We start from the raw sequence: 12,950 nt of genomic DNA, 5'->3' as shown, positions 1-12,950 counted from the left end.
ATGAAAAATAAACAATTACTGAAAATTCTCATCGGTGTTGCTTGGATTGATGGTGTGATTCAACCATCAGAAAGAAGTTATTTACGACAGGTAGCTGTAAGGGAAAAACTTGATGATGATCCGGAGATTAAACCACTATTATCCGAACTAAAACCAGTTAAAACCGGTGAATGTTATCGATGGTTAGAGTCCTATTTAGGCGATAATCCTAGTCCAGAAATCTATCAAGATCTACTAACATCGATCAGCACTTTAATCTATAGCGATGACGACGTGGACGTACAGGAAGCAAAATTATTAACTAAAGTGCAGAGTTTTGATCCGACTCACGATAGCCATCGATCGATGTTAGATAAATTAGTGACGGGAATTCAAAAATTGTACCACAGGGCAATTACTGAAAGTAATTAAAGAGGAGCTATCAGTGGTCAGCAGGTCAAAAAATTCCCCGATAAAAACTGATAGCTGATCCCTAGATTTTAGGTAATAACCGTGGGTTGTTCCCGTCCGGTAGATTGACGAATTTGACCGATTTCTTCAGCTAAATCAATTAACGGCTGTAGAGCCTTTTGGGTGTCGATATCGTGTTTACTTGCGTCCGGTTCATAACTTTCTAGATAAACCCGAAGAGTTGCCCCTTTAGTTCCCGTACCCGATAGACGATAAATAATCCGAGAACCATCGGTAAAACCAATGCGAATCCCTTGATTTTTACTCACACTACCATCCACGGGGTCCGTATAGCTAAAATCATCGGCATATTCCACTTCATAGTTACCAAATTGTTTACCCTTAAGGTCTAAAACCAGCTTCTGGAGACGTGCCATCATCTCTTTAGCCGGTTCTAAGGCGACTTCTTCATAATCATGACGAGAATAGAAATTGCGGCCAAATTCTTGCCAATGACTGCGGACAATTTTCTCTACAGATTCCTCTTTAACTGCCAAAATATTTAACCAGAAAAGAACCGCCCATAAACCATCTTTTTCGCGAATATGATTGGAACCCGTGCCGAAACTTTCCTCACCGCAAAGGGTTGCTTTCCCCGCATCCAACAAATTACCGAAGAATTTCCAACCGGTGGGAGTTTCATAACAGTCAATTCCCAGTTTAGCCGCTACGCGATCGGCCGCCGCACTGGTGGGCATCGATCGCGCCACTCCCGTGATACCATTTTGATAGCCCGGTACTAGATGAGCGTTGGCAGTTAGTACAGCTAAACTATCACTGGGGGTAACAAAAAAATTCTGACCGAGGATCATATTGCGATCGCCATCTCCATCGGAAGCAGCCCCAAAATCCGGAGCCTCTTGACCAAAGAGAATTTCTACCAGATCATGGGCATAGACTAGGTTAGGATCGGGATGACCACCACCAAAATCCTCTAGGGGAATACCATTTAATACTGTACCTTTGGGCGCGCCTAAACGCTGTTCAAATAGAGCATAAGCGTAGGGACCCGTCACCGCATGGAGAGAATCCATGCACATTTTAAACTTACCAGAAGTGAGTAGGGCTTGAATGCGATCGAAATCAAAAATCTTTTCCATCATTTTGACGTAGGGAGTAACCGCATCGATCACTTCCACATCCATAGTTCCCAGTTTAAAGGAACCGGGGCGATCAAGATTAATATCGGCCCCTAAGAGGATTTTATAACCGCTAATCACCTTCGTCTCGGCATAAATTGCATCGGTGATATTTTCCGGGGCCGGTCCGCCGTTAGTAATATTGTACTTAATGCCAAAATCGCCCTCTGGACCGCCGGGGTTATGACTAGCAGAGAGAACAATACCGCCAAAAGCGTTATTTTCGCGAATTAACCCAGAAATAGCCGGAGTGGAGACAATACCATCGGTTCCCACGAGGATTCTACCGATACCGTTAGCGGCGGCGATTTTCAGGATAGTTTGAATAGCTTGACGGTTATAATAACGACCATCTCCACCGACGACTAGGGTTTGACCCTCGATACCGTCTAAAGTATTGAAGATAGCTTGAATAAAATTTTCCAGATAATGGGGTTGTTGAAAAACGGGAACGGATTTTCGCAATCCAGAAGTCCCCGGTTTCTGGTCACTAAAGGGTTTTGTGGCAACGGTTTCAATCGTCATAGTCTTTTCTTGATAGGCCGACGCAATTGTAAACTTAAGTATATAGCAGTAGGTTGACAGCCAAGAAATCGGGTAAGAAAGACAACGGTTCTATTGGGTTTGGTGAGTGAGTGGAAGGAACCACTCCAGACACAAAGGACACAGAGATCGATCGCTCCTATATAATTTAAACTGGTCGCAACGCGCTCGCTACGCGAGATCACACAAAGAATAAGAGAGCTAATCTAAGGATAGGGGGTTAAGAAGGGTCTTAGCCGATAAATTAACCAGATTTGGGGGTATAAACCCCCAATAATAACCAATTTTAGCTATAAATCGCTTAATCGGCCCCTTCAATCGGTGCAAATCCCTGACGTTGAATATTCTCGCTGATGTGACGAGGTTCGAGGAATTGCAAGAGATAATCGGGACCCCCTGCTTTGGAACCTACCCCCGACATCTTGAAACCCCCGAAGGGTTGACGGGAGACAATCGCACCGGTGATTCCCCGGTTAATATAGAGGTTTCCCACTTCAAATTCCTGCGTAGCTCGGTTAATATGGGCAGGAGTGCGAGAATATAAGCCGCCGGTTAAAGCATAGTCGGTTCCGTTAGCTACAGCTAAAGCTTGCTCAAAATTGCTCACTTTGATAATTGCCACCACCGGACCAAAAATTTCCTCCATCGCTATTACCGCATCAGGGGGAACATTTTTAAAGACGGTGGGACTGACGAAGTAACCCACTTCTGGAATTGGCATTTCTAGGGCTAATTCTGCCTCTTTTTTACCAGTTTCGATGTATTCCCGAATTCTTGCTTGAGCTTTCTCGTCGATAACCGGTCCTACTTCCGTACTCGGTAAATCCGTCGGCCCGATATTGAGGGACTTGGTAGCCTCGACAAAGCGATCAACAAAGCTATCATAGACGCTTTCCAGAACGATTATCCGCGAACAGGCCGAACATTTCTGGCCGGTGTAGCCAAAAGCGGACTTAACCGCACCGACAACGGCCTGATCTAAATCGGCACTCTCATCGACAATTAGGGCATTTTTGCCGCCCATTTCGGCGATAACTCGTTTTAGGTGTTTTTGACCCTTTTGCACGATGGAGGCATCTGTATAGATGCGACAGCCCACTTCTCGTGAACCGGTGAAGGCGATTAGGTGAACATCGGGATGGCTAACTAAATGCGCCCCCACTTGCGAACCTTTACCCGGGATATATTGGAAGACTCCAGCAGGAATACCCGCTTCTAGGAGAATCTCGGCAAATTTCGCCGTAATCACCGAAGAAGTCTCGGCAGGTTTCAATAGCGTGCAGTTACCGGCTACTAAAGCCGCTACTGTCATCCCCACCGCAATGGCTAGGGGGAAATTCCAGGGAGAAATCACTAAAGCAATACCCCGGGGTTGGTAGGAATAACGATTATTCTCACCTGCTACGTCGAAATTATGCCCTAAATCCAGTCTTTCCATCTCGGAGGCGTAATAACGGCAAAAATCGATCGCTTCTGACACTTCCGGATCCGCCTGTTGGATAACTTTGCCCACTTCCAAACAAATCCAGGCCGATAACTCGTGTCGTCGCGCTTCCATCAAATCCGCCGCTTTTCGCAGTATTTCGGCTCTTTTTGCCACTGGAGTGCGTTTCCAAGCGGGAAAAGCCTGTTTTGCCGCTATGATCGCTTTTTCTGCCTGTTCCACCTCAATTAAGCCCACTTTCCCCACTATTTCCTGCGGGTTACAGGGATTAACGGAATTAATTTGAACATTGGTGGCGACGTATTCGCCGTTAATTAGGGGTAAATAGGTCTTACCGAGGGAATTTTTGACAAAAGTAAGGGCTTGACTCGCTTTATTTCGTAATTGCTCGTTAGCATAATCCGTATCAGGGGCATTAGGAAAACCGGCGATAATCGGGTTATCCTTGCCTAAAACCCGGGGGGCTGCGATTAAATCTTCCACGGGACGATCCTCCAAATTTTGCCTTAGGAAAGAACTATTAGCGGTATTTTCTAATAAACGGCGGATTAGGTAGGCCATACCGGGTAAGAGTTGTCCGTAGGGGGAATAAACCCGCACCCGATGACCCCGCTTCACTAACGCTTTGGCTAATTGGTCGCCCATGCCGTACAATACCTGCATTTCAAAGCGACGACGGGGAATTTCTAAACTTTCTGCGATCGCACAGGCCAAGGCTTGCGATCGCACGTTATGACTACCGATGGCGGCGTATAAATATTGATGATTTTCCAATAATAACTGCGTCATCCGTTCATAATTGGCATCGGTGGCCGATTTTTCGTTATATACCGGCTGTGGCCAGTGATTTTGCCGAGATTTAATCGTTTCCTGATCCCAGTAAGCGCCTTTGACTAGCCGGACAGTCAGGGGATAACCGCGCTTTTTAGCCCAATTAATTAAATCTTGTAAATCTTGGGCAGAATCTCTTAAATATGCCTGTAGGGTGATGCCAATATCGGTACGACTGCGAAATTCTTCTTCTAGGAGTAATTCTTTCAGGATAGCCAGGGTGAGGTTTTTATAAACGTACTGTTCCATATCAAAATGGACTGCTACCCCTAACTCCTGAGCGCGTCGCAATAGTAGGCGAATGCGATCGCATACTTTCTCCTTACTACCAATGGGATCTATGGGATCAAACTGAGAATAAAAGGCAGTTAGCTTGACAGAAACCTGCACTTGTGGTAGTAACTCGCCATCTGCTTCATCAATTTGGCTAACTTTATTCCATTTGGTCGCTTCTTGAGCCAAATGGGTCATTAAATCCAGATAACTTTGTAGATAAACTTGGGTTTCCGCTTCAGTAATTACCGCTTCACCGAGGAGATCTATGGTAAAAGCCATTTTTTCCTTCCGCAGACGGGTGACAGTGCGAGTAATTTGCTCTAGGTCTTCCCCAGCGATATACTTACGAGCTAAGGTTTCTACGGATTTACTGATCAGACTGGCGGCCGTTTGAGCCGGTAGGGAGTTAGGATCACTAAAGTTGAGGATACTTTTCAGCGCACTGGGCAGTTCTACGGAAGCATCACCGAGGTATTGTTGGAGATGATTAGCGATCTCGGCATTACTGCGTAAAGCGGGTAAACAATCAATAAAACGGAATAATTGTACTCGTAAATTGGGGTTAGACATTGCCCAATCGAGTAATTTATCATCCCAACGCATTTGATCCTGTAAAGCAGACCAAAGACCTTTTTTTTCCCGAGTTTCGGCTAAAAGTTGTCTAGCGATCTCTTGGGTTTTGGTTTCGTAGTTTTGAGTTGAGTCGATTTGGATAACCACGGCGATTCAAGTAAAAAAATTATCAACGGGATTCAGCTTTCAGCAAGCTACCGTCAGCCTTCAGCCTAAAATTCAGTTTTTGAGCTTTTTCAGCTGATTGCCGCTCTTAATGGCTCTTTTCTCTGGTTTATATTCTTACCGAAGGACTAATCAAAGCTAATGGCTGATCGCTTTTGCTGAACACTCTATTGTACTCGATCGAGTGGGGAAGTGGGGAAGTGGGGTGTAGGGTGTGGGGAAGTGGGGTGTGGGGTGTGGGGTGTAGGGTGTGGGGAAGTGGGGAGAATAAATAAAAATAATCTCCTGACTACTGACTACTGATCACTGATCACTGATTACTGATCACTGATTACTGATTACTGATTACTGATTACTGATCACTGATTACTGATTACTGATACCCGATAGTCCTTGTGTATTGTCGAAGCGTTTACCTATAATAACTTTAAAAAGATTTTCGGGATCATCGGTAGCCCTATGGCAAAAATTGAAACGAGAACAGAACCCATGGTTTTAAACATGGGACCCCATCACCCGTCAATGCACGGAGTTTTGCGCTTAATCGTCACCCTTGACGGGGAAGACGTGATTGACTGTGAACCCGTAATCGGTTATCTTCATCGGGGCATGGAAAAAATTGCCGAAAATCGCACTAATGTCATGTACGTTCCCTACGTTAGTCGTTGGGATTACGCCGCAGGGATGTTTAATGAGGCGATTACAGTCAATGCTCCCGAAAAATTAGCCGATATCGCCGTTCCCAAACGAGCGCAATATATCCGGGTGATTATGTTGGAACTCAACCGCATCGCTAACCATTTACTCTGGTTAGGCCCCTTTATGGCGGATGTAGGCGCACAAACTCCCTTTTTCTACATTTTCCGGGAACGGGAGATGATTTATGACCTCTGGGAAGCTGCCACGGGAATGCGGTTAATTAATAATAATTATTTCCGTATTGGTGGCGTGGCGGTGGATTTACCCTACGGATGGGTGGATAAGTGCGTGGATTTCTGTGACTATTTTGACCCCAAAGTGGACGAATACGAGAAATTAATCACTAATAACCCGATTTTCCGCCGTCGTATTGAAGGGATAGGCTGCATTACCAGAGACGAAGCGATTAACTGGGGTTTATCCGGTCCGATGTTACGCGCTTCCGGGGTGAAATGGGATTTAAGAAAAGTTGACCATTACGAGTGTTACGACGATTTTGACTGGGAAGTGCATTGGGAAACCGCCGGCGATTGTTTTGCTCGTTATCTGGTGCGGATTCGGGAAATGCGCGAATCGGTGAAAATTATCCGGCAAGCACTGAAAGGTTTACCCGGTGGTCCCTACGAAAATCTGGAAGCAAAACGGATGGCAGAAGGGAAAAAATCAGCCTGGAATGATTTTGACTATCAATATATCGCCAAAAAAGTCGCCCCCACTTTTAAGATTCCTAAAGGTGAACATTATGTGCGCTTGGAAAGTGGTAAAGGGGAATTAGGTATCTTTATCGTCGGTAATGATGATGTTTTCCCTTGGCGTTGGAAAATTCGGGCCGCCGATTTTAATAATCTTCAAATTCTGCCTCATATCCTCAAAGGGGTAAAAGTTGCCGATATTATGGCGATTTTAGGCAGTATTGATATTATTATGGGGTCAGTCGATCGCTAAATCTCCTTCAGGGTGGGTTATCTTATTAACTCACCCTCGTTTTGGCCCAGTCTTATGAAAAAAGCACATCGGCCTTTATTTCAGGTAATGCGCTTAAGTAGGGAGGCAAAATTATTTGTAGGATGGGTTAGCGGTAGCGTAACCCATGCAGGCGTTGGGTTTCATGCTTCAACCGTTCGGCTGAGCTCACGGCCGAAGCCCAACCTACGTTCATCTGATATTTAATTCCACCTGAACCTCAGTCATAGGGGGAAGAATCTCGCTTTGGGGAATCTTTAACTCCCCCACCTGAACACCCAAACTAACCAAGGCGGTTAAAGTGGTGATGATGCGGCAAATCACGTCAATGTCCGCTTTATGTTTTTGCCAGAAATTTTCCTTTTTCATAGATTTTGCTCCTGTCGCCTTAGGGCTTGTTTTTTGAGGACAAGTTGATTAAAATGCTTTCAGCAAATGCTGGCAAAAGGGGATCAAAAAGTGGATCAGATCGTAGGTTGACGTTTGACGAGATTTATGTTAAGGTCTGGCGAAATCAGATTATCGGATGAAGATGTAGAAACCCTTCGTAAGGCTAAAGATGCTTATAAGGGAGACTATTCTTGTGCTTCGGAGAAAATAGAGAAAATATTAATAGAAGCAAGTCGATGGTTACTTGAGGCATTTCTCGAAGAATACCGTAGTCAAACAAAAACTTCCAGTTATACCATTCCATTAAATGTCTTGAAAGCTTGGATGACATCATCGCCACAATCCAGAACAACTAAAGAGGTTTTAAAACCAAATGGGAAGAAATTGTACTTACAAAATGAATCTGATTTTAAAGGATTTGAAAATAAGAAGAAAAGGGAGTACATTACTCAAAATAAAATAAATACACCGAGAATTGAAGATATTAATGATAATTCAATTCATTTAACCTTTGATGAGGTTCTGAATTTTTTATTAGATTCGTCTATTTTAAAGGTAATTGGCATATCTGGAGATAGTTTGCGGTTTTGTACTGAAAAAAAATATGGACTAGGAAAAAAAGGGCAAAGAACCGCTAAACAATCTTATATTGTTCAAGCTTATTGCGAAGTATTACGACGAGATTTTGAAAGCTTACAATGTTGTCAAAATCATCATCAAAACCTAAAAAATCAACGAACAAATAATGGGAAGATTTATGATATTTTAACAGAATTTAATTACACTAATCTAGTAAAATTTACCAGTTCAATAGCTGCTAAACCTTTACGAGAAGGCAGTATTTATATTCCCCCTTGTCCTCATACATATCGTTTTTGGTGTTTACATCGTTTACACAAACAACTCTTTATCACTAATAATTTGCCCGTTAAACATATTGTTTTTAAATTTCAAGGAGATGGTCAGGAAGAATGGGATAGCTATAGTCTTCATGAACATTTTTTAAATAATTCTGGAGGAATTAAAAATTTAAAGACTAATAATTTTTGTTTGATTTTTGAAGGAATTGATTGTGCAGACTTTTCCCGTTTAAAAGACATTGATTCATTTTGGCAAAACTTAATTACCAACGCTCGTAAAATAAAAAATAGTCCCATTAAAGGCTTTTTATTAATGATTTGGTTAGATTATGGAAAAAGTAATGATTGGAGAGATAAGGACAAATTATCAGAATTTACTATTCACCGCTTACAGATTGACTCTTGCTTTGAAAAACGGTCTTTTCAGGAAATTATTCCTACTTTTGCTCAACAACTTCAGTTAGGTTGTGACTTACAGGATGAAACCACAGAATTATTTAAATCTACCTTGCAGGAATTATGGCAAAATAGCAATGAAGGCAACATAGAAGACACACTGAAAGCTTTTTATCAACAATTTCAAGTAAAATTATCGGACGCAAAGAAATGGCTAAACTATCCTTAACTTACACGGGAGAAATTCAACCTAAATCGGATCTTTATTATGAACCGATTCAACAAAAAATTTATCCCTATGACGCAGGTGATGAGTTAATAGAAGTTGTTAACTTGGCTATTGAATTGGGAATGCCTTTGTTACTAGAAGGTGAACCGGGATGTGGCAAAAGTCGTCTAGCTCATGCCTTAGTTTATGAATTTAATTATCACCGTGAAAATAATCCTATAAAATATTATGAGTGGATAGTTCAATCTACAAGTAAAGCGGAAGATAGTCTCTATCAACATGATTATATTGGTCGTTTACAAGCTGCTCAAATTAGCGGAATTTTAAGAAAAAAAGAAATAGAAGAATCTTCTTCTGAGCAAAAAAATCCAGCTACTTCAAAGCAAAAAAATCCAGCTACTTCAAAAGATTGGGTTGATTTACAAGCCTTGGGTAAAGCATTTGAACAAAGTAAAGATAAGCAAGAACAATCGGTAGTATTAATTGATGAAATAGATAAAGCAGATCGAGATTTTCCTAATGATTTACTTTTAGCCATTGAATCTCGTCGTTTTTTCATTAAAGAAACAGGAGAAACAATTCAAGCAAATGATCAAGCTTTTCCTCTGATTATCATTACCAGTAATCAAGAAAAAAACTTACCCAATGCTTTTCTGAGACGTTGCATTTATCACTATATTGAGCTACCCAACCAAGAAAGATTAAGAAAAATATTAACCGAACGGTTTACCGACGCTGAACAAGAGGTTATCATCAAAGCAGTGGACCGTTTTCTGGAAGTGAGAACATCACAAGACGAGACTAAATCTGAAGGAGAAAAAAAAGTTAGCACCAGTGAATTAATAGCCTGGTTTAAATCGTTACTCAAGTACAAACCTGAAGAAATTATCGCCAAATTAAACGAGGACAAATTACCCCACGCTAGTGTTTTACTAAAAAGCCGTACTGATTTACAAGATTATGGAACAAGAGGTTAAAAAAGCCAATGACATCCCCCCTACTTGACCTATTTTATCACCTCAGAGACGAACAAGGATTTCTGCTGTCTATTGAACAATATTATCGGGTGGAAAATTACCTAATTCAAAAACTCGCCAATGATTCTGATATTGCTATTCAAGAAAATCCCAACTTAGAGAATCCTAAAATTAAACTTCTTTGTCAAGCTTTATGGGTTAAATCCCCGAAAGAAAAAGAAAAGTTTGATCAGGCCTGGACAGAGATGCTACAATTCCAACCAGAAATAAATATAGAAATAGCCCAAAAAATACCTATTCGCCATCCAGAAGAATCGATTAGCAAAATCATAAACCCGATGGATGATAGGGAATCTCCCTCATTAGAAATTACCCCTTCTGGGGATACACCAATAGCACCGGAGACTTCATTTCCACAAATTGCCACAGCTATTGAAAAGCGAAAAAAAATCACATCTCTAGATAATCCTGATTATTATCCTATTGGCATCGCTAAGTTACAAGAAAGTTGGCAGCAACTGCGTCCATTACCCCTAGAAAGTCCTCGACAAACTTGGGATCTAAAAGCTACGGTGATGGCAACGGCTAAACGAGGTTTTTTTGATCAAATAATTTACCAAAAGAAACAACTTTATCGCCGAGAAATTATAATTTTTATTGATTGTTCTGACTCGATGATTCCCTTTGCAGGATTTGGGCGAATAATGAAGCAAACTTGGGCAAATGTTCCCCATTTTTACTTTGATAATCTGATTAGAGACGAGGTTTTACGACAAGAAAACGGTTGGGAAAGTCAATCTTTAAGCAAAGTTCTCTCTAACTATTCTCCTGAAGTAACCAGTTGTCTAATTCTTAGTGATGCGGGTGCCGCTAGAAAACGTTATGTAGAAGAGCGCTTGAGCGCAACAGAAACCCTTATCCGACGATTTAGCCGAAGATTTAGCCGAGTTGCATGGTTAAACCCCTTACCCTATCATCGATGGTATGGGACAACTGCCTGGGATATTGCTGATTTAGCTGAAGATATACCCAATTTTTCCATGTTTGAACTAACCACAGAGGACTGGGAAAACTTGATAACATGGCTAAAAGAAGAAGCTATCCCACCCCGTCATTTTCCATTTAATCCTAATCAGTTTCAACAAGGGGATAATTGGGATGAGGATGAAGATTTTTTTAGCGCAAAAAGCCGTTTAAGATTATTTGAAGAAGAAAACGAACCAAACACCAGAGAACTAGCGAAAAGAGCGGCATTTCCCCTTAGTTTATCCCCTAATTTACTTTATTATCTGCGTCAACATCAAGATAAAAATAATCAAGCTCCCTGGTATGCGATCGCTGATATTTTACTGTCCAGTTTAGTCCGCAAAATAGATCGAGAACTTTATGAAATGTCTCCCGATGTTCGTAAACTACTATTAGAAAAATTAACCCCAGAGGAACTCAAATCTCTGGCCTATCAGTTACAAACCTATATTCAGGAACAAATCGGTGATTATTGCTCAAAATCGGTTTATTGGCAAAATCAACAATGGTTAGCTCTTGCCTACCTAAAACCCAGTCAAGCAGTCAACGAAATCAAACAGGTACTAGCAGAAGCTATCAAAAATAATAACCGAGTGCGTCTTGTGAGATTGACAGCTTTATTAAAAAATCTATCGGCTGCTTTAGCCGATTATGAACCCTTGTTATTGCTTAATGAACCGATTGCCGCCTATTCTAGAGGGGATTTAAACCACGTTGGCAATGTCCTTCAACTTTCCCCAGAAGACGAAGGAACCCTACAAAAACGTTTAATAGACAAAGTAGCCGCTATTGTTCCCTACAATGAAAACCTTTTCCTTTTTACCGCAGAAACGGTATTGGTTAATAAAACAGGCAAAGTTATCGAGAGAAAACCTGTCAAAGCCTATTTTTACGATGAAAACCTTCCGGAAGTTCGCAACCGGAAAGAAGCTCAAAACTATATCCGCATGATGTATATTCCCCAAGGAGAATTCTGGATGGGAACGGAAGATGAGGAAATCGAAAGACTGGTTAAAAAATTTGATTGGGACAGATATAAAAAGGAAAGACCACAACACCTAGTCAAAGTCTCCGCTTTCCATATCAGTCAAACCCCGATTACCCAAGCTCAGTGGCAAGCTATCGCCGCAACCGCTAAAATAGACATCGACCTAGAGAGAAACCCTTCTGCCTTCAAAGGGGATGAGCTACCCGTAGAACGAGTCAACTGGTATCAAGCAACAGAATTCTGTAAACGACTATCAAGGGAAACAAAACGGGAGTATCGGCTACCGAGTGAGGCAGAATGGGAGTACGCCTGTAGAGCGGGGACAACAACCGCCTTTCATTTTGGGGAAACGATAACGGCAGATTTAGCTAACTATCGAGCTACTGAAACCTATGCCGATGAACCTACAGGAGAATATCGACGTAAAACAACCCCAGTCGGCTATTTTCAGGTAGCTAATGCCTTTGGGTTGTACGATATGCACGGAAACGTTTGGGAATGGTGTGCCGATACTTGGCACGATAATTATGCTGGTGCGCCGAGGGATGGCAGTGCCTGGATAGAAAATGGGGATGATAATCGTTCTCCGTTGCGGGGCGGTTCTTGGTGCAGCAATCCGTATGACTGCCGTTCCGCTTACCGCGGCAGCAACAACCGCCGCGGCTACTACGACGGCTTCGGTTTTCGGGTGGTGTGCGGTGCTGGGAGGACCCTGTAACCCTTTTTCTCTTTTTTTCCCTTTTTTTTTCCCTCATTCCCTTTTCCGGAATTTTTTGGGGCAAGCTATAGAACAAGTGTATTAGTTTAGGAGTTATACTAAATCTGGTTATTAGGTGTCGATCCCCCCTGCCCCCCTTGATCTGTCCTTTAGTCACATCTTTCTTAACATTTCAAACCTTTGTAGCACAAGGCTTTCAAGACTCGGTTAACAATTTGTAATATTCCTTGTTGACACCCTTACTGACAAAGAAAAAACTGAAATCAAGTCAGGATAAGGGTTG

8 protein-coding genes are annotated in these 12,950 nt (G+C 42.1%); 5 read left to right on the top strand and 3 right to left on the bottom strand.

The window, feature by feature from the left end; all coding sequences use genetic code 11:
* Window positions 1-411, top strand: coding sequence for a tellurite resistance TerB family protein (locus tag IM485_RS04450; protein WP_287741576.1), 411 nt, complete (start codon window positions 1-3; stop codon window positions 409-411).
* Between the two features lie 68 nt (window positions 412-479).
* On the opposite strand, the gene IM485_RS04445 is transcribed toward IM485_RS04450, so the two are convergent.
* Together IM485_RS04445 and pruA are read right to left on the bottom strand one after the other, a co-directional pair.
* The gene (locus IM485_RS04445) at window positions 480-2,114 is read right to left on the bottom strand and encodes an alpha-D-glucose phosphate-specific phosphoglucomutase (RefSeq protein WP_287741573.1); all 1,635 of its coding nucleotides are present in this window, start codon (window positions 2,112-2,114) and stop codon (window positions 480-482) included.
* Window positions 2,115-2,433: 319 nt separating this feature from the next.
* A complete protein-coding gene (gene pruA / locus IM485_RS04440) occupies window positions 2,434-5,403 on the bottom strand; it encodes an L-glutamate gamma-semialdehyde dehydrogenase (protein ID WP_287741571.1) in 2,970 nt (989 codons plus the stop codon).
* Between the two features lie 477 nt (window positions 5,404-5,880).
* Between pruA and IM485_RS04435 the strand changes: the two genes are divergently transcribed.
* Entirely contained in the window at window positions 5,881-7,065 is a 1,185-nt protein-coding gene (locus tag IM485_RS04435; RefSeq protein ID WP_002760089.1) for an NAD(P)H-quinone oxidoreductase subunit H, read from the top strand.
* A gap of 210 nt (window positions 7,066-7,275) precedes the next feature.
* Here IM485_RS04435 and IM485_RS04430 read toward each other — a convergent pair whose 3' ends face one another.
* Window positions 7,276-7,452 (bottom strand): hypothetical protein, encoded by a 177-nt coding sequence (locus IM485_RS04430; protein ID WP_174237763.1) that lies wholly within the window; start codon window positions 7,450-7,452, stop codon window positions 7,276-7,278.
* Between the two features lie 126 nt (window positions 7,453-7,578).
* On the opposite strand from IM485_RS04430, the gene IM485_RS04425 reads away from it, so the two are divergent.
* From IM485_RS04425 to IM485_RS04415, 3 genes are read left to right on the top strand one after another with little or no spacing between them, the layout of a single operon-like run.
* Window positions 7,579-8,958 (top strand): hypothetical protein, encoded by a 1,380-nt coding sequence (locus IM485_RS04425; RefSeq protein WP_287741568.1) that lies wholly within the window; start codon window positions 7,579-7,581, stop codon window positions 8,956-8,958.
* The gene (locus IM485_RS04420) at window positions 8,940-9,935 is read left to right on the top strand and encodes an AAA family ATPase (RefSeq protein WP_287741566.1); all 996 of its coding nucleotides are present in this window, start codon (window positions 8,940-8,942) and stop codon (window positions 9,933-9,935) included. The genes IM485_RS04425 and IM485_RS04420 overlap by 19 nt, the downstream gene beginning before the upstream one ends.
* 8 nt (window positions 9,936-9,943) lie before the next feature.
* Window positions 9,944-12,667 (top strand): SUMF1/EgtB/PvdO family nonheme iron enzyme, encoded by a 2,724-nt coding sequence (locus IM485_RS04415; RefSeq protein WP_287741564.1) that lies wholly within the window; start codon window positions 9,944-9,946, stop codon window positions 12,665-12,667.
* The last annotated feature ends 283 nt before the right edge of the window (window positions 12,668-12,950 follow it).

This window comes from Microcystis sp. M169S2 (genome assembly GCF_020245865.1).
Classification (GTDB): domain Bacteria; phylum Cyanobacteriota; class Cyanobacteriia; order Cyanobacteriales; family Microcystaceae; genus Microcystis; species Microcystis ichthyoblabe_A.
The sequence above is the reverse complement of the archived record's forward strand: the minus strand, read 5'-3'. Positions and strand labels throughout refer to the sequence as shown.